General features: G+C 69.8%; 18 protein-coding genes. 16 read left to right on the forward strand and 2 right to left on the reverse strand.

Features of this window, described 5'->3' with window-relative positions; translation table 11 throughout:
- Positions 1-130: 130 nt before the first annotated feature.
- The 6 genes from infC to pheT all read left to right on the forward strand — a co-directional run bounded on the left by infC (position 131) and on the right by pheT (position 5,961).
- Positions 131-799 (forward strand): translation initiation factor IF-3, encoded by a 669-nt coding sequence (gene infC / locus ACX1DX_RS01690; protein WP_371811088.1) that lies wholly within the window; start codon positions 131-133, stop codon positions 797-799.
- Positions 800-824: 25 nt separating this feature from the next.
- A complete protein-coding gene (gene rpmI / locus ACX1DX_RS01695; protein ID WP_076063949.1) occupies positions 825-1,031 on the forward strand; it encodes a 50S ribosomal protein L35 in 207 nt (68 codons plus the stop codon).
- A 98-nt stretch (positions 1,032-1,129) separates the two neighbouring features.
- Positions 1,130-1,498, forward strand: a complete 369-nt coding sequence (rplT, locus tag ACX1DX_RS01700; protein ID WP_076063952.1) for a 50S ribosomal protein L20 — start codon at positions 1,130-1,132, stop codon at positions 1,496-1,498.
- A gap of 11 nt (positions 1,499-1,509) precedes the next feature.
- Complete coding sequence (locus tag ACX1DX_RS01705) at positions 1,510-2,316, forward strand: TrmH family RNA methyltransferase (RefSeq protein WP_459397454.1); 807 nt, start codon at positions 1,510-1,512, stop codon at positions 2,314-2,316.
- A 46-nt stretch (positions 2,317-2,362) separates the two neighbouring features.
- Positions 2,363-3,475 (forward strand): phenylalanine--tRNA ligase subunit alpha, encoded by a 1,113-nt coding sequence (pheS, locus tag ACX1DX_RS01710; RefSeq protein WP_459397455.1) that lies wholly within the window; start codon positions 2,363-2,365, stop codon positions 3,473-3,475.
- Positions 3,472-5,961: a phenylalanine--tRNA ligase subunit beta gene (gene pheT / locus ACX1DX_RS01715; RefSeq protein WP_459397456.1), complete on the forward strand. Its 2,490-nt coding sequence runs from the start codon at positions 3,472-3,474 to the stop codon at positions 5,959-5,961. The genes pheS and pheT overlap by 4 nt, the downstream gene beginning before the upstream one ends.
- 187 nt (positions 5,962-6,148) lie before the next feature.
- On the opposite strand, the gene ACX1DX_RS01720 is transcribed toward pheT, so the two are convergent.
- Positions 6,149-6,748 (reverse strand): DNA-directed RNA polymerase subunit beta, encoded by a 600-nt coding sequence (locus ACX1DX_RS01720; RefSeq protein ID WP_182764296.1) that lies wholly within the window; start codon positions 6,746-6,748, stop codon positions 6,149-6,151.
- A gap of 80 nt (positions 6,749-6,828) precedes the next feature.
- Between ACX1DX_RS01720 and ACX1DX_RS01725 the strand changes: the two genes are divergently transcribed.
- Genes ACX1DX_RS01725 through ACX1DX_RS01735 form a run of 3 tightly spaced genes read left to right on the forward strand, consistent with a single transcriptional unit; the run spans position 6,829 to position 8,831 of the window.
- Positions 6,829-7,356, forward strand: coding sequence for a TetR family transcriptional regulator (locus tag ACX1DX_RS01725; protein WP_459397457.1), 528 nt, complete (start codon positions 6,829-6,831; stop codon positions 7,354-7,356).
- A gap of 5 nt (positions 7,357-7,361) precedes the next feature.
- Positions 7,362-7,712: a hypothetical protein gene (locus tag ACX1DX_RS01730; protein WP_459397458.1), complete on the forward strand. Its 351-nt coding sequence runs from the start codon at positions 7,362-7,364 to the stop codon at positions 7,710-7,712.
- 48 nt (positions 7,713-7,760) lie between these two features.
- On the forward strand, positions 7,761-8,831 hold the full coding sequence (locus ACX1DX_RS01735; protein WP_182764293.1) for a cytochrome P450: 1,071 nt from the start codon (positions 7,761-7,763) through the stop codon (positions 8,829-8,831).
- Here the strand turns inward: ACX1DX_RS01735 and ACX1DX_RS01740 are convergent.
- The gene (locus ACX1DX_RS01740; RefSeq protein ID WP_459397459.1) at positions 8,828-9,715 is read right to left on the reverse strand and encodes a hypothetical protein; all 888 of its coding nucleotides are present in this window, start codon (positions 9,713-9,715) and stop codon (positions 8,828-8,830) included. The two genes, ACX1DX_RS01735 and ACX1DX_RS01740, sit on opposite strands and share 4 nt — an antisense overlap.
- Before the next feature lie 92 nt (positions 9,716-9,807).
- Here ACX1DX_RS01740 and argC point away from each other — a divergent pair, with 92 nt between their 5' ends.
- The 7 genes from argC to ACX1DX_RS01775 are packed head-to-tail and all read left to right on the forward strand — an operon-like array spanning position 9,808 to position 17,499.
- Positions 9,808-10,839 carry an N-acetyl-gamma-glutamyl-phosphate reductase gene (argC, locus tag ACX1DX_RS01745; RefSeq protein WP_459397460.1) on the forward strand — a complete coding sequence of 344 codons (1,032 nt, stop codon included), beginning with the start codon at positions 9,808-9,810 and terminating at the stop codon, positions 10,837-10,839.
- Positions 10,836-11,987, forward strand: a complete 1,152-nt coding sequence (gene argJ / locus ACX1DX_RS01750) for a bifunctional glutamate N-acetyltransferase/amino-acid acetyltransferase ArgJ (protein ID WP_459397461.1) — start codon at positions 10,836-10,838, stop codon at positions 11,985-11,987. The genes argC and argJ overlap by 4 nt, the downstream gene beginning before the upstream one ends.
- Complete coding sequence (gene argB / locus ACX1DX_RS01755) at positions 11,988-12,905, forward strand: acetylglutamate kinase (protein WP_459397462.1); 918 nt, start codon at positions 11,988-11,990, stop codon at positions 12,903-12,905.
- Positions 12,905-14,077 carry an acetylornithine transaminase gene (locus ACX1DX_RS01760; protein ID WP_459397463.1) on the forward strand — a complete coding sequence of 391 codons (1,173 nt, stop codon included), beginning with the start codon at positions 12,905-12,907 and terminating at the stop codon, positions 14,075-14,077. Before argB ends, ACX1DX_RS01760 begins: the two co-directional genes overlap by 1 nt.
- Positions 14,070-14,561 (forward strand): arginine repressor, encoded by a 492-nt coding sequence (locus tag ACX1DX_RS01765; RefSeq protein ID WP_182764287.1) that lies wholly within the window; start codon positions 14,070-14,072, stop codon positions 14,559-14,561. The genes ACX1DX_RS01760 and ACX1DX_RS01765 overlap by 8 nt, the downstream gene beginning before the upstream one ends.
- Positions 14,558-15,961, forward strand: coding sequence for an argininosuccinate lyase (gene argH, locus ACX1DX_RS01770; protein ID WP_182764286.1), 1,404 nt, complete (start codon positions 14,558-14,560; stop codon positions 15,959-15,961). Before ACX1DX_RS01765 ends, argH begins: the two co-directional genes overlap by 4 nt.
- Positions 15,962-16,011: 50 nt before the next feature.
- Entirely contained in the window at positions 16,012-17,499 is a 1,488-nt protein-coding gene (locus ACX1DX_RS01775) for a carboxyl transferase domain-containing protein (RefSeq protein ID WP_459397464.1), read from the forward strand.
- The last annotated feature ends 30 nt before the right edge of the window (positions 17,500-17,529 follow it).

Consider the following 17,529-nt stretch of genomic DNA (forward strand, 5'->3'; position numbering starts at 1 on the left):
GTCACCCCACGACGAGCGGTTGCTCCGTCGTCGAGTTGGTGTGTGGGCCTCTGCATGTGCAGGGGCCTTTTGCTGTTGACCAGTACATACCAACTCTTCAACTGGAGGACCCATCAGCACTGAACCGCGGATCAACGATCGCATCCGAGTACCCGAAGTCCGGCTCGTCGGCCCCAATGGCGAGCAGGTCGGCATCGTGCGCGTCGAGGACGCCCTGCGTCTCGCGGCGGAGAACGATCTGGATCTTGTCGAAGTGGCCCCGCAGGCGCGTCCGCCGGTCGCCAAGCTGATGGACTACGGCAAGTTCAAGTACGAGGCGGCACAGAAGGTGCGCGACGCCCGCAAGAACCAGCAGAACGTCACCACCAAGGAGATGAAGCTCCGCCTCAAGATCGATCAGCACGATTACGAGACGAAGAAGGGCCACGTGGTCCGCTTCCTCAAAGCCGGTGACAAGGTGAAGATCACCATCATGTTCCGCGGCCGCGAGCAGTCCCGCCCCGAACTGGGCATGGAACTGCTGCGCCGCCTGGCGGCCGACGTGGCGGAGTTCGGCTTCATCGAAGCCTCTCCCAAGCAGGACGGCCGAAACATGCTCATGGTGCTCGGACCCACCAAGAAGAAGACCGAAGCGAAGGTCGATCAGGCCGCCGACCGCGACCGCCGCATGGCGGAGCGCAGGGAGCAGGCCGAGAACGAACGGGTGATGGAAGCGGAACTCCGCGCCGCCGCCCAGACGGATGCCCACCAGAAGAAGCGTGGTCCTGCAGACAACATGGACCCAGACATCGATCTCTGAGATCGAGTAGGAAAGCGAGCTAGATATGCCGAAGATGAAGACGCACTCCGGTGCGAAGAAGCGGTTCAAGATGACGGGCACTGGCAAGATCCGTCGTGCTCAGGCCAACCTCGGCCACCTCAACGAGACCTTCGGCTCGACGCGCCTGCGTCGCCTGAAGGGCACCGCCCAGGTGTCCAAGGCCGACGTCAAGTCGGTGCGCAAGCTGCTCGGCAAGCACAAGGGCCGCTGATCCCGCACGCTGAACCCGGCCCAGGCCGGGGCTCAAGCCGGGACGCAGTTCCCACCCCACCATCTTTCTGAATCACACACACCACCCAAGGAGTCACCATGGCACGCGTGAAGCGTTCGGTGAACGCGCTCAAGAAGCGCCGCGAAGTTCTCGAGCAGGCGAAGGGTTACCGCGGCCAGCGGTCGCGTCTGTACCGCAAGGCAAAGGAGCAGCTGCTCCACTCGTACACCTACGCCTACCGCGACCGTCGCGCCAAGAAGGGCGACTTCCGCGGCCTCTGGATCCAGCGCATCAACGCTGCCGTCCGCGCCGAGGGCATGACCTACAACCGTTTCATCAACGGCCTGAAGAACGCCGGTGTCGAGGTGGATCGCAAGATCCTCGCCGACCTTGCCGTCAACGACATCACGGCGTTCAACGCCCTCGTCGCCGTCGCCAAGGACAACCAGCCCGCTGCAGCCGCCTGAAAGCGGACTCAGTGACCCTTCGACCGGACGCAGCCCCCGGCCTTCCCGCCTCGGTGCTGCGTTCGGTTCGTCGTTTGACGGGGCGACGTGGCCGCGACACGGCCGGGCTCTTCCTGGCTGAGGGCCGACAGGCCGTGCGCGAGGCGCTGGCCGTCGGTTCGCTGGTGGAGGAGGTCATCGTCGATGACCCCGCCAAACACGCCGATCTGCTCGACGCCGTGAACGTGCCCGTGTGGCAGGCCGCGGACCAGCAGATGCGCACGCTGAGCGACACGGTCACCCCGCAGGGGATCGTGGCGGTCTGCCGCCAGTTGTCGTTCGGCTGGGAGGACGTCACCGACGCCCGCCTCCTCGTGATCTGCGCGCAGGTCCGGGACCCGGGCAACGCCGGCACCGTGATCCGCTGCGCGGACGCCTTCGGCGCCGACGGCGTGATCCTCACCACGGGAAGCGTCGAGATCTACAACCCCAAGACGGTGCGCTCCACCGTCGGCAGCCTCTTCCACCTCCCCATCCTCACCGGGGTGCCACTCGCTGAGGCGGTAGCCAAGGTCAAGGCCATGGGCATGACGGTGCTGGCGGCCGACGGCGACGGGGACCCGCTCGACCTGAAGGCCGCCGCCGGCGAACTCAGCGGCCCTGTGGCCTGGATCATGGGCAACGAGGCATGGGGACTGCCCGAAGAAGACCGTGAGTTGGCCGACGAGGTGGTGGCCGTGCCAATGTGGGGTGGGGCGGAGAGCCTCAATCTCTCCAGCGCTGCTGCGGTGTGCCTCTACGCCACCGCCTCCGCACAACGACGCTCTTCAGCAGGATGACGGCACCGCGCCGTCCATCCACGCAACAGTGAACAAGGAGGGACCCATGTCGGGGCCAAACGACAACTTCGATCCCAAGCAGGTCGCCTCGCTCGACCCGGCGGCCATCGACGGTTTCGTCGCTGACGCGCTGGCAGCCATCGGCGCCGCGGTCACGACGGCTGAACTCAAGCAGGCGCGGCACGACCACGCGGGCGACACCTCGCCGCTGGCGCTCGCCAACCGCGAGATCGGCGCCCTGCCCCCGCAGGCACGCAAGGAGGCCGGGCAGCGCATCGGCAAGGCCCGCGGCCAGGTCAACCAGGCCTTCGAGGCTCGCCAGGAAGAGGTCGCGGCCGCTGAGCTTGAGGCCTCGTTGATCGCCGAGCGCATCGACATGACCCTCCCGGTCACCACCGGCCCGCGCGGGGCGCTGCACCCCATCACCAACCAGATCGACGAGATGATCGACGTCTTCGCGGACATGGGCTGGGAGGTCGCCGACGGTCCGCAGCTCGAAGCGGAGTGGTACAACTTCGACGCCCTCAACGTGCCGGTGGACCACCCCGCGCGGGCCCTGCAGGACACCCTCTGGATCGACCCGCCGTCGGCAGGCAAGCTGCTGCGCACCCAGACCTCCCCGGTCCAGGCGCGCGCCCTCCTGACGCACGGTGTGCCGCTGTATGTCGTCGTCCCCGGCAAGGTGTTCCGCGCCGATGAGTACGACGCGACGCACCTCCCGGTCTTCCACCAGCTGGAGGGCCTCGTCGTGGACAAGGGCATTTCCATGTCGGACCTGCGCGGCACGCTCGACCACCTGGCCAAGGCCATGTTCGGTGGCGACACCGCCACCCGCATGCGCCCCCACTACTTCCCGTTCACTGAGCCCTCGGCCGAGGTAGACGTGCAGTGCTTCGTGTGCCACGGCGAGTCCGTCGGCAACCCTGACGCGCCCTGCCGCACCTGCCGTTCCGAAGGCTGGATCGAGTGGGGCGGTTGCGGCGTCGTGAACCCGCGGGTCCTGCGGGCCTGCGGCGTGGACCCGGAGGTCTACTCCGGCTTCGCGTTCGGTATGGGCATCGACCGCACGGTCATGTTCCGCACCGGCGCCCCCGACCTCCGCGATTTCGTGGAGGGCGACATCCGCTTCAGCCGATCCATCCTGGGAGGAGCCCGATGAAGGCCCCCGTCTCCTGGTTGCGCGACCTCGTCACGCTGCCCTCCGACGTCACCACCGCCAAGCTCGCCGAGCAGTTCACCGCGGTGGGGCTCACCGTCGAACGCATCGAGTCCACGGAGTCGCCGGTGACGGGCCCGCTGGTGGTCGGACGCGTGCTCAGCCACGTCGACGAACCGCAGAAGAATGGCAAGACCATCCGCTACTGCCGCGTGGACGTCGGCGGGCACAACGACCCTGCCACCGACGAGTTCCCGTCCTCCCGCGGCATCGTCTGCGGCGCGCACAACTTCGCCGAGGGCGACCTCGTCGTCGTGTCGCTGCCTGGCACCGTCCTCCCCGGCAACTTCGAGATCGCCGCCCGCAAGACCTACGGCCACGTCTCCGACGGCATGATCGTCTCGGAGCTCGAGTTGGGCCTCGGCGAGGATCACGACGGCATCATCGTGCTCGCCCCCGGCACCGCGGAGCCCGGCACCCAGGCGCAGGACATCCTGTGGAGCGCCGACGAGGTGCTCGACATCGATGTGACGCCGGACCTGAGTTACTGCCTGTCGCTGCGCGGGCTGGCCCGCGAGGCGGCCATCGCCAACGGCGTGACCTTCGAGGACACCTACCGCCAGCCCCTGCCCGAGCCCGTTGAGGGCGGCCATCCGCTGGTGCTGGAATCCGAGCGCTGCACCTCCTTCGTGGCGCTGACCATCGAAGGCATCGATCCCGCCGCGTCCTCTCCCGAGTGGATGGCTGAGCGGCTGCGCGCCTCGGGCGTGCGTTCGATCTCGCTCGCCGTCGACGTCACCAACTACGTGATGCTCGAATCCGGCCAGCCGCTGCACGCCTACGACGGCGACAAGCTGCAGGGCCCCATCCGGGTGCGGCTCGCGCACGAGGGTGAGCGCCTGACCACGCTGGACGGCCAGGACCGCACGCTCACGACCGACGACCTGCTGATCACGGATGATTCCGGCCCCATCGGTATGGCCGGCGTCATGGGCGGCGAGAACACCGAGGTTTCGGAGGGCACCACGAGGATCGTCCTCGAAGCCGCGCACTTCGAGGCCACCTCGGTGTCGCGCACGTTCCGCCGTCACGGACTGCCGTCCGAGGCCTCGAAGCGCTTCGAGCGCGGCGTCGACCCGCAGCTGCCCTACGCCGCCGCCAAGCGCGCCGCGAAGCTGCTGACCACCCACGGTGGGGGACAGGTGACGGCCGAGACCGTCGTCGGTTCCGCCCCCGTGCCGCACACGGTGTCGCTGCGCAGCGGCCTGATCTCCGACGTGCTGGGTACCCGCGTCGAGCAGGACGAGACGCTGCGCCTGCTCAACGCCGCGTCGATCGGGGTGACCGCGCTGGGGGACTCGCTGACCGTCACCGCCCCCAGCTGGCGCAACGACCTCGTGGACCCCTATGACGTGGTGGAGGAGGTCGGCCGTCACGTCGGCTTCGACCGGATCGGCATGACCCTGCCCGTCCCCCCCGTGACCCGCGGCCTCGACCCGGCCATCCGTGACCGGCGCGCCGCGATGCGCGCGGTGGCGGGCCTGGGTTTCACCGAGGTGTTGTCCCTGCCGTTCGTCTCGGTCGATGAGCTCGACCAGTTGGGTGTCGCTGAGGCGGACCCCCGTCGACGCCTCGTGAAGCTGGCCAACCCGCTGTCGGAGACGCACAGCTACCTGCGCACCTCGTTGCTGCCCGGCCTGTTCACGGCCGTCGCTCGCAACACGTCGCGCAGCCTTCCGGATCTGGCGCTGTTCGAGAAGGGCAGGGTCTTCTTCGACGGCGGGGAGCCCGACGCCCCCCGCCCCGGAGTCGCCACCCGCCCCACCGAGGATGAGTTGGCCGCGCTCGACGCAGCGCTGCCCGCGCAGCCCGAAACCATGGCCGCCGTCGTGACCGGCAACTGGAAGTCCGCAGGCTGGGACGGTCCCGCCGTCGTCGCCGACTGGACGCACGTCGTCGCGTTCGCCGAAGCGGCCGCCGCGGCGGTCGGCGTCGAACTGGAGCGCCGCAACGTGGAGATGGCGCCGTGGCATCCCGGCCGGTGTGCCGAGCTGTCGGTCAACGGCATCGTGCTGGGCCACGCGGGTGAACTGCACCCCCGGGTGGTCGCCGCTTTCCGCCTGCCGGAACGCAGCTGCGCCGTCGAGTTCAACGCCGACCTGCTGTTGGGCCACGCCGTCCGCGGTGGCGACATCGAGCCCATGCGCTCCTTCCCCATGGCGAAGGAGGACGTGGCGCTGATCGTCGACGCCGACATCGCCTCCGTCGAGGTGGAGGCAGCTCTGGCTGAGGGTGCCGGTGAACTGCTCGAGTCGATCGCGCTGTTCGACGTCTACACGGGCGACCAGGTGGGCGAGGGGAAGAAGTCGCTGGCGTTCGCGCTGCGTTTCCGCGCCGATCGGACGCTGACCGACGCAGAGGCGGCGGCGGCCAGGCAGTCCGCGGTGAAGATGGCGGAGGAGCGCTTCGGCGCGGTCCAGCGCGCCTGAGTATCGGAAGATACGGGAACGATGCGGGCCCAGCAGCGATCACGCTGCAGGGCCCGCATGGCGTTGAAGAAGTGAGGGCCGGACCGCAGAACGCCTCTCGGCGCGTGGCCGCTCGAAGCGGCTTGAAGTGGAGCCCGGGGTTACCGCGGCCCGGCATCTACCGAGTGTAATGGCTCCGCGCTGAGGCTCAAGTCAGTTGCCCTGATCGCCACAGTTTCGCCTGCATCGTGAACTCCTCGGCCATCGTCGTGTAGCCGGCGGTGAGCCGCTCGTGGTCGTCGTGGCGCGGGCCCAGTTCCGCAGCACCTGCCGCCATCACCCGGCTGAACGCGGAGGCGCGCTCGAGCGCCACGGCGAAGTCGCCGGTGAAGGCGCCGCGCAGGATCTGGTTGACCAGGACCACCACTTCCGCCGGGGTGGGGGCGTGCGGGGAGCCCGCGATGGCCTGGTTCACGCCGTCGACCTCCGCACCCCGGGCGAAGATGCGGCCCGCGTCCTCGGGGTTGGCGGCCACGGTGTGCCGGACGAGGTACAGCCGCCACAGCGCGCCGGGCAACGTCTCCGCGGGCGCGTCGGCCCACAGCTCGGCGACATCGTCGATCCCGTGCTCGTCGGCGTACCCGATCAGCCTGTCGACGATCCGCGGGTCCGGCGCTGTGCGTACCCGGTGGAGGAGAGCGGCGGCCGTGTCGTGGGCCAGCCCCCCGAGCTCTGCAGGGTCGCCGGCGCCGTGGAGCGCCTCGATGATGTCGCCGGGGCGTCGGACTGGCTTGTGGAACTCACGCATGCCTCCAGCGTAGGCGTGCCAGTAGGGTGGTCGCGTGCATATCTCCGCCGGGGCAGCCGGGCGGACAGGGAAGGGGCCTCGTGGCGCTGAGCAGGGCGGCCATCGTCGATGCCGGGTTGGCGATCCTCGACGAGTACGGCCTCGGAGACCTCAGCATGCGGCGCGTCGCGGATTCGCTGGGTGTCCAGGCGGGGGCCCTGTACTACCACGTGCCCAATAAGCAGTCGCTGCTGGCCGCGATCGCGGACCAGATCCTCGCCACGCTCACTTCGGTGGATGACCTGGCCGGTTGGGCCCACAGCCTCCGTGCTGCGCTGCTCACCCATCGCGATGCCGCCGAACTCGTGAGCTCCTCCCACGCGCTCGGCCTCGGCACCCTTGATCCGACGGCAGGTGGCCGCGACCTCCTCGCGCGTGCGGGGCACCCGGAACCTGAGGCGACGATGGCGGCTCTGCTCCACTTCGTGCTCGGGCACGTCGTCGAGGAGCAGACCCGCACCCAGATGTACGCCCTCGGAGTTCTGACGGAGTTCGACCCCGCCCTCGCGGAGCATCATTTCCGGGTCGGCGTTGACACCTTCGTGCGGGGAGTAACCCCGGTAGGGTAACTCCTATGAACCGACAGCGACGTGGTTTCCGGCCGGCGATCTGGATCGCGGTAGTTGCGCTCGCGTGCGCCCTGATGGCCTGCACCGACACCGTGAAAGTCAGTCCGTCCACCTATTTGGGCGATCCTGATTCCCAGGCGCTCACCCTCCAGATCCAGGCCGCCGCAGGCGACACCGTTGCAGCCGCGGAGGTGACCGAGGAGACCGATGAGCAGGTCGTGATCGAGGTCCTCATCGACGAGAGCGCCCGCGACAGCGAGGACGCCGCCACTCTCGAGGCGGTCGTGGAACTGGACAGGGTGCTGGGCACCCGGGAGGTCGTCGACGCCGAGGGCCGGGCCATTCCCCAGGCCTGACGGCGCAACCCACGTGCCCCTGTTATTCCAATCCGCTAGGGTCAAACCATGAGCGCTTTCCCTGACGGCGACACCATCCGGGTGACCGGACACGCCGAGGCCCTCGCCGTGGTGCAGGACCCCGAGACGTTCTCCAGCAAGGTGTCGCGTTTCCTGCAGGTACCCAACGGGCTCGACGGTGAGGAGCACGCCGCCTTCAGGCGTGCGCTGGACCCCTACTTCAACGAGGAGCGGATGGCCGCCCTCGAAGGACCTGTCCGGGAGGTGGCCCGCCGAGCCGTCGCCGCCGTGCCTAAGGGTGAGCCCGTCGAAGTCATTCACGGCCTCGGCGTGCAGTTCGCCGTCGACGCGATGCTGGCCTGGCTCGGCTGGTCACCGGAACTCCGCCAGGAACTGATCGACTGGGTGGCGGAGAACGCCAATGCCTCCCGCTCGGGTGACCTCGAGCGCACCACAGAGGTGGCGCAGTGGTTCGACGACATCATCGGTCGCGTGGTGGACCCGCGGGCGGCGCATTTCAGCGAACCGGCCCAGGACGTCACCGACGAGCTCATCCGCCAGGAGGTGGACGGCCGGCAGCTGGCCCGGCCGGAGATCATCTCCATCCTGCGCAACTGGACGGGCGGCGACCTCGGGTCCCTGGCCCTCTGCGCCGGCGTCGTCCTGCACCAGCTTGCGCAGGACCCGGCCATCGAGGCGGAGGTCCGCTCCCGGCGCACGGATCCGTCGGCGCTCGCCGCGGCGATCGACGAGCTGCTCCGCATCGACGACCCGTTCGTCAGCAACCGACGCGTGGCCACGCGTGAGACCAAGGTGGGCGGTTGCCCCGTCGCCCACGGCCAGCGCCTCGTCGTGGACTGGACGGAGGCGAACCGGGACCCGGCGCGTTTCCAGGACCCCGACCGGTACGAGCCCGAGGCCAATGCCGGGGCGAACCTCGTCTACGGCGCCGGTCCGCACGTGTGCCCTGGGCGGCCGCTGGCCACTCTGGAGTTGCGCATCCTCCTCGAAGAGGTGCTCGACGCAACCAGGGATCTGTCGCTTCCCGCGGATCAGCCCGGTGTCCGCGCCGAACGCCCGCTGGGCGGCTGGTCGCAGAAGCCGGTCGTCTTCGCCTAGGAGCGCCTGGTGGTTCCTGCGAGGAGCAGGGCCAGCAGGCTCAGTCCGATCAGCCCGTAGACGACGTACAGCGCGGGCTGGGTGAAGTCCAGGAAGGATTGGGTGCCGCCCTCGACGATCCGGGTGCGCACCGCGGCGGCCAGGGAGTCGCCCTCGGGGAAGGCGACCCTCTCGACGGTGAGCCGACCGAACCACAGGCCCACCGCCGCCGCCGCTGCCGCCAGGAGAAGCGCCACCCAGCGGCCGCGCCGTGACCCGATGACCAGGCCGATGACCGCCAGCGCCCCGGCCGCCGCGTAGAACCACGGCCAGTTGCGGGCGGCGCCCACGCCGTCGGCGATGGACCGGGTGATGGACTCCGACGGCTGACCCAGCGGGAGGCGGACCTCATCCAACTGGACCTGGTCGAGGTAGGGGTGCAGCGGCTCGGCCGAGACCTCCTTCAGCTTCGCCTTCCCCAGTTGGGCGAAGGGGGAGAGGTCGAACCAGATGGTGGGAGCCTCCAGCGTCTCGTCCTCGCGCACGGCGTCGAGCGCCTTCACATAGGCCACACGGGAGCGGTTGATCGACTCGTTCCAGGCGCGCTGCACGCCGGGATCCGCGAGCGCCGTCACCACCGCGACGGTGATGACCTGGTTGATCTGTTCCCCGATGAGCGGCAGTTCGAGCATCTCCGCCGGCACGGCCTTCTTCGCCTCGGCCGTCAGCGTGGAGGAAAGCTCAGCGGTGATCTCGCTGTCCGAGACCAGAGGTCCGATGATGCGCTGCAGGGGTGCAGGGGTGCGCGCCAGCCGGTCCACCCAGTGGGCGCCCATGGCCCCGATTCCGACGGCCACGGCCACGAGCAGGACTGTGAGCGCGATGAACGAGCGCATGAAACTCATGCGGTAAGCGTAGACGCTGCGTCTGACGCCGGTCTGTGACCGTGGTCCCGGCGCGGTGGCATATCTATTCGATCTATGGAATAGTTTCCCCCATGACGTATTCAGTGGCGGTGGCCGGATGCACGGGCTACGCGGGCGGGGAACTGCTGAGGCTCCTGCTGCAGCATCCGGATGTGACGATCGGTGCCCTCACCGGCAACTCCAGTGTGGGTGACCGCCTGGGCAACCACCAGCCGCATCTCGCGCCGCTCGCAGATCGCGTGGTCGAGCCCACCACCGCCGAGGTGCTCGCCGGTCACGACGTCGTGTTCCTCGCGCTGCCGCACGGCACTTCCGCCGCCATCGCGGAGCAGTTGGGCGACGACGTGCTGATCGTGGACGCCGGCGCAGACTTCCGGCTCCGGGACGCCACGCAGTGGGAGAAGTTCTACGGCTCCCCGCACGCCGGCACCTGGCCCTATGGCCTACCAGAGCTGCCCGGCGCCCGCGAATCCCTCGCTGGCAGCAAGCGCGTCGCGGTGCCGGGGTGCTACCCGACGGCCACCACCCTGGCGCTCCTGCCCGCCGTCGCAGCCGGACTGATCGACGCCTCCCAGATCTCCGTCGTCGCCGCTTCGGGCACCTCGGGTGCAGGCAAATCGCTCAAGCCGCACCTGCTGGGCTCGGAGACCATGGGCAACATGAGCCCCTATGGCGTCGGCGGCCTGCACCGCCACACCCCCGAGATCGTCCAGAACCTCTCCGGCGTCACGGACTCCGCGGTGAACGTGAGCTTCACGCCGCTGCTGGTCCCCATGCCCCGGGGCATCCTGGCCACCTGCTCCGCCCCGGTCGTCTACGGCGTGACCACCGCCTCCGCCCGCGTGGCCTACGCCACCCGGTATGAGAGCGAGCCCTTCGTCGATCTCCTCCCCGAAGGCGTCTGGCCCCAGACCGCAGCTGTGGTCGGGTCCAACCGCGTCACGGTGCAGGTCGTCGTCGATGAGACGGCCGGGCGCCTGATCGCCATCTCGGCCATCGACAACCTCACCAAGGGCACCGCAGGCGGCGCCGTCCAGTCCATGAACCTCGCCCTCGGCCTGCCGGAAACCACCGGCCTCAGCACCGTGGGAGTTGCACCGTGAGCGTCACTCTCCCCAAGGGCTTCACCGCCTCCGGCGCTACGGCCGGCCTGAAGGTGTCCGGCAAGCCGGACGTCGCCGTCGTGCACAACACCGGCCCGTCCATGGCGGCCGCCGCGGTCTTCACCACCAACAGGGTCTTCGCCGCGCCGGTCAAGTGGTCACGGCAGGCTGTCTCCGACGGCCAGCTCCAGGCGGTCGTGCTCAACTCCGGTGGGGCCAACGCCTGCACCGGTGCCGAGGGCTACCAGGACTCAGCCACCACGGCAGCCCGCGTCGCCTCGAACCTCGGGCTCATCATCGACAATGTCGCCGTCTGCTCCACCGGGCTCATCGGGGTGCGGTTGCCGATGGACAAGCTCCTTCCCGGCGTCGACGCAGCGTGTTCGGCCCTGGCTGCCGACGGGGGAGCGGCGGCCGCTGCGGCGATCATGACCACGGACACGGTGGCGAAGCAGGCCGGCGTCACCGTCGGCGAATGGTCGATCGGAGGCATGGCCAAGGGGGCCGGCATGCTGGCGCCCGGCCTGGCCACCATGCTGGTGGTCCTCACCACCGACGCGGACCTGAGCGCCGAGGACCTCGACAGAGCCCTGCGGGAAGCTACCCGGCTCAGTTTCGACCGGGCGGATTCCGACGGCTGCATGTCCACCAACGACACCGTCGCGCTGCTGGCGTCCGGCGCCGCCGGGGTGCGCCCGGAAATCGGCGCCTTCACCGCAGCACTCGTGGACGTCTGCCAGGATCTGGCGCGCCAGCTCATCGCCGACGCCGAGGGCGCCCAGCACGAGATCGCCATCGAGGTCACCGGAGCGGCAACCGAGCGCGACGCTGAGGTGGTCGGCCGCGAGATCGCGCGCTCCAACCTGTTCAAGTGCGCCGTCTTCGGCGGAGACCCCAACTGGGGCCGCGTGTTGTCGGCCATCGGTGTCACGGACGCGACGTTCAACGCTGACGACCTCGACGTCTCCTTCAACGGCGTCATGGTGTGCCGGGGCGGGCAGATCGGCGACGACCGCAACCTGGTCGACCTCTCTGGGCGCCATGTCGCCGTGACCGTCGACCTCCACGCCGGCAACGCTGCAGCCACCATCCTGACCAACGACCTCACGTATGACTACGTGAAGGAGAACGCGGAGTACTCCACCTAAATGATGACCAGGCCCCAACCCCACCAGCAGCCCGAACTGATCGCCAAGGCGTCCACCCTCATCGAGGCCCTGCCCTGGCTCGCCGAATACGCCGGCCAGACCGTCGTGATCAAGTACGGCGGAAACGCCATGACCGACGAGCACCTCAAGCGCGCCTTCGCGGAGGACATCGTGTTCCTGCGCCGCGTCGGGGTGAAGCCGGTGGTGGTGCACGGCGGCGGGCCGCAGATCTCGTCGATGCTCAAGAAGCTGGACATCGATTCGGAGTTCCGCGGCGGGCTGCGCGTCACCACGCCGGAGGCGATGGATGTGGTGCGCATGGTCCTGGTGGGCCAGGTGGGCCGCGAACTCGTCAACCTGATCAACCAGCACGGCCCGTTCGCCGTCGGTATGTCCGGTGAGGACGGCGGTCTCTTCACCGCCAAGCGGCGCGGGCTGATGGTCGACGACGAGGAGATCGACCTCGGCCTGGTGGGCGACGTCGAGGCGGTGGACCCCGCCGGCATCAACGATCTCATCGACGCCGGGCGGATCCCCGTGGTCGCCACGGTAGCCCCGGATTCGGACGGGCAGGTGTACAACGTCAACGGCGACACCGCCGCCGCTGCGCTCGCCGTCGCGCTCGGCGCCAAGCGCCTCGTGATGCTGACCAACGTTGCGGGCGTCTACGCCAACTACCCCGACGAGAGTTCGGTCATCACGCAGATCAGCACCGAGGAGGTGCGCGAGATGCTGCCCACGCTCGACGCTGGCATGATCCCCAAGATGGAGGCCTGCGTCCGGGCGGTCGACGGCGGGGTCACCTCGGCGACCGTCCTCGACGGCCGCGTCCCGCACTGCCTGCTGCTCGAGATCTTCACCAACCAGGGCGTGGGCACCATGGTCACCAACGCCGGCGTAGCGAAGGAAGACAACTGATGACGCAGGACCAACTCACGGCCAGCTACGCGGCGGTCATGATGAACGCTTTCGGCGCCCCGAAGCGCATCTTCGAGCGCGGCGAGGGCGTGCACCTCTGGGACGCCGACGGCAGGCAGTACACCGACCTGCTCTCCGGCCTGGCGGTCAATGCCCTGGGCCACGCCCATCCCGGCGTCACGCAGGCGATCACCGAGCAGCTCGGCCGCCTCGGCCACGTGTCGAACTTCTTCGCCAGCGAGCCGCAGATTCGGCTGGCGCAGCGGCTCGCCGCACTCACCGGCGATTCCGGTGCCCGGGTGTTCTTCACCAACTCCGGCACCGAGGCGAACGAGGCCGCCTTCAAACTGACCCGGCTCACCGGCCGCACGCGCATCATCGCGATGGAGGGGGCCTTCCACGGCCGCACCATGGGCGCCCTGGCCATCACCGCCAACGCGAAGTACCGCGAACCCTTCGTGCCCCTTCCGGGCGACGTCACGTTCGTCCCCTACGGCGACATCGAGGCGCTGCGGGCCGCTCTCGACGACACCGTGGCCGCCGTCGTCGTCGAGGCGGTGCAGGGAGAGAACGGCGTTGTGCCGGCGCCCGACGGCTACCTCGCCGAGATCCGCGAGCTCACGCGGGCGCACGGTGCGCTGATGTGGGTCGACGAGGTGCAGACCGGTCTCGGGCGGTGCGGCGAATACCTCGCACACCGGACGGTGAGCGCGGTCGCCGACCTCGTCACCCTGGCGAAGGGGCTCGGCAACGGTTTCCCGATCGGCGCCTGCATCGCCACCGGCGCCGCGGCAAACCTCCTGCAGCCCGGGCAGCACGGCACCACGTTCGGGGGCAACCCGGTGGCTGCCGCCGCAGGGAACGCCGTGCTCGACGCGCTGGAGGGCGGCGTGCTGGAGAACGTGCGCCGCACAGGGGAGTGGCTCGCCGACGCCGTGCGCGGCCTGAACGCGCCGTCGATCAGTGAGGTGCGCGGAAGGGGCATGCTGCTCGGCGTCGTGCTGACCGGCGAGAACGCCGCGCAGGTCGCCGACGCGGCCCTCGACGCGGGCTTCGTGATCAACGCACCGCGGCCCAACGTTATCCGGCTCGCTCCGCCGCTGATCGCGACCCCCGACGACCTGCAGCCGTTCCTCGACGCCCTTCCCGCGCTGCTCCGGGACAATGCCTAAGTTGACCCGCGCCGGCCGGCTCGCCACGCTGCGTCAGTTGCTCGTGGAGGCGCGCTACACGTCGCAGGGTGAACTGATCGACGCCCTGGCCGAGCACGGCATCGCCGTGAGCCAGCCCACGCTCAGCAAGGACCTCCTCGAGCTGGGCGCCGTGCGGCAGCGCGCCGTCGGCGGTGCCCTCGTGTACGCCCCCGCAGGGGAGGAGGGCGAGGACGCCGCCCTGGAGAAGCTCGCCCGGCTGTGCGCCGAGCTGCTGCAGTCCATCCGGCACGCCGGCACCCAGATCCTCGTCAGGACGCCGCCCGGCGCGGCGCAGTATTTCGCCTCGTACCTCGACCTCGCCGGGCTCCCCGGCGTGTTGGGTACGATCGCCGGCGACGACACCGTGCTGGTGATCGCCACCGACACTGAGGCCGCCATCCGAACGGTGGGGGCCGTCTCCGAGATGACCCGCACCGGCAAACCAGCAAAGGAAGACTTGTGAGCACTGATCAGGGACGACTCTGGGGCGGCCGATTCGAGGGCGGGCCCAGCGAGGCGATGTTCGCGCTGAGCAAGTCGACCCAGTTCGACTGGCGCCTCGCCCTGCACGACATCGCCGGCTCCCGCGCCCACGCCAAGGCGCTGCTCGCGGCCGGCCTGCTCACCCAGGAGCAGGCCACGGCCATGGATGAGGGGCTGGCCGAGCTGGCCCGTCGCGTCGAGGCAGGCGACTTCCTGCCCGCCGACAGCGACGAGGACGTGCACGGCGCCCTCGAGCGGGGTTTGAAGGACATCGTCGGGGCGGACCTCGGCGGCCGCATCCGCGCCGGCCGCTCGCGCAACGACCAGATCGCCACGCTGATCCGCTCCTACCTCCGCGAGGAGATCCGGCTGATCGCCCAGGACGTCGACGGTGTCCTCAGTGCGCTCGCGGCCCAGGCGGAGAAGTATCTGGGCGCCGTCATGCCCGGCCGCACGCACCTCCAGTCGGCCCAGCCCATCCTGCTCAGCCACCACCTGCTGGCCCACGCCTGGCCGCTGGTCCGCGACATCCAACGCCTCCACGACCTCGACAAGCGCCTCTCGGTCAGCCCGTACGGCTCGGCTGCCCTGGCGGGCACGTCGCTGGGCCTGAGCCCTGAGCTGGTAGCCCGGGAACTGGGCTTCGCCTCGTCCGTGCCGAACTCGATCGACGGCACCGCGGCGCGCGACCTCATCGCTGAAGCGGCGTTCGTGCTGGCGCAGATCGGCGTGGACCTGTCCCGCCTCTCCGAGGACGTCATCCTGTGGTGCACCGCAGAGTTCGGTTTCGCGACCCTCGACGACGCCTGGTCCACGGGAAGTTCGATCATGCCGCAGAAGAAGAACCCCGATGTCGCCGAACTCGCCCGGGGCAAGGCCGGCCGCCTCATCGGGAACCTGACCGGCCTGATGGCCACGCTCAAGGGTCTCCCGCTGGCCTACAACCGCGACCTGCAGGAGGACAAGGAGCCCATCTTCGACGGCATCGATCAGCTGCATGTGCTGATCCCCGCGGTCGCCGGGATGGTCGGCACGCTGACGTTCCATCCCGAGCGCATGGCAGAGGTGGCGCCGAAGGGCTTTTCGCTGGCGACGGACGTGGCGGACCACCTGGTGCGCAGCGGCGTGCCGTTCGCCGTCGCCCACGAGGTTGCCGGGGAGACCGTCCGCTACTGCGAGTCCGAGGGCATCACGCTCCAGGACCTCGCCGCGGACGACCTTCCCCGGATCTCCGCGCACCTCGACGACGCCGTCCTCGGAGTGCTCACCGTCGAGGGGTCCGTGGCGTCGCGCGACGGACGTGGCGGCACCGCGCCCGCGAGGGTCGCCGAACAGCTCGCCGAACTCCGGGCAGCCCAGGCGGCTCTGGCGGATTTCTGATGCCGGCCGGGCCCCACTAACCTGAAGCCATCCGCTGACAGGGGCAGGCAATGACGCGACTCACTGTGGACGAGATCATCTCCACCATCCTCGACGACGGCTCCGTCCGGGACTGGGACGAGGCGATCCCGGATCCCGCCATCGTCGAGCCGTACCGCGACGACCTGGAGGCCGCCCGCGCGAGGACGGGTCGTGACGAGTCGGTCGTCGCCTGTGAGGGCACCCTCAACGGCAGACGTGTGGCGCTCGTCGCCGGTGATGCGGCCTTCCTCGGCGGGTCCATCGGCGTCTCGGCGGGGGAGCGCCTGACCCGCGCCATCGAGCGCGCCACCGCTGAGCGGCTCCCCATCATCGCGCTGCCGGTGGGCGGCGGCACCCGCATGCAGGAGGGCACCGTCGCGTTCCTCCAGATGGTCAAGATCACCGGCGCCGTCATGGCTCACAAGGACGAACATCTGCCGTACCTGGTGTACCTGCGCAACCCCACGATGGGCGGCGTGTTCGCTTCCTGGGGATCGCTGGGGCACGTCACGCTCGCGGAGCCCGGCGCCCTCGTCGGCTTTCTGGGACCCCGCGTGTACGAAGCGCTCTACGGCGCCCCGTTCCCGCCCGGTGTGCAACTGTCGGACAACCTGGCCGAACGCGGCGTCATCGATGCCGTGTGCGACATCGCCGACGTGCCGGCGGCCTTGGACAGACTGCTCAGCGTGGTCCAGCAGCGCGTCGGTGCGATGCCGCCGCCGCTGCCGTCCGCGGTGGAGTTGCCGGATGTCCCCGCCTGGGAGTCGGTGGCCCGCACCCGCCGCGACGACCGCCCCGGCCTCCGCGACCTCCTTGAGGTCGCCGCTTCGGACGTGACCATGCTCAACGGCACCGGCGACGGTGAGTCCCACCCCGGCTCCGTCCTGGCCGTGGCCCGTTGGGGCGATGCGCCGTGCGTCATCGTGGGGCAGGACCGACACGACCAGGGGCGGCCGCTCGACCCCGCCGCCCTGAGGGAGGTCCGACGGGGGATCCGGCTCGCCCGCGAGCTCAAGCTGCCCCTGATCTCCGTCATCGACACCCCTGGGGCGGCGCTGTCGAAGGAGGCGGAGGAGCGCGGGCTGGCCTCGGAGATCGCCCGGACGCTCAGCGAGTTGCTCACCCTGCCGAGCCCCACCGTGAGCCTCTTGATGGGGCAGGGGACCGGCGGCATCGCGCTGGCCCTGACGCCGGCAGATCGCGTGGTCGCCGCACAGCACGCCTGGCTCGCGCCGCTCCCACCCGAGGGGGCCTCGGCGATCGTGCACCGCGACGTCGATCACGCGGCTGAGATGGCCACCGCCCAGGGGGTTCGCTCGGCAGACCTGGTGACGGCCGGCATTGTCGACCGCATCGTTGCGGAGCCGGACGACCCCGCCCGGGACCGCGCGGAGTTCTGCCGACGGTTGGGCGAGGCGCTGCACGACGAGGTCGCCCGCGTCGTGACCATGCCCGGCCGCGACCGCAGGGCGATCCGCCGCAGGCGGTACCGGCAGCTCGGCTGGCCCGCGGGGTAGTCGCACCGTCAGACGGGCGCGGAACGGCTC

The organism is Tessaracoccus zhenghani (genome assembly GCF_054552775.1).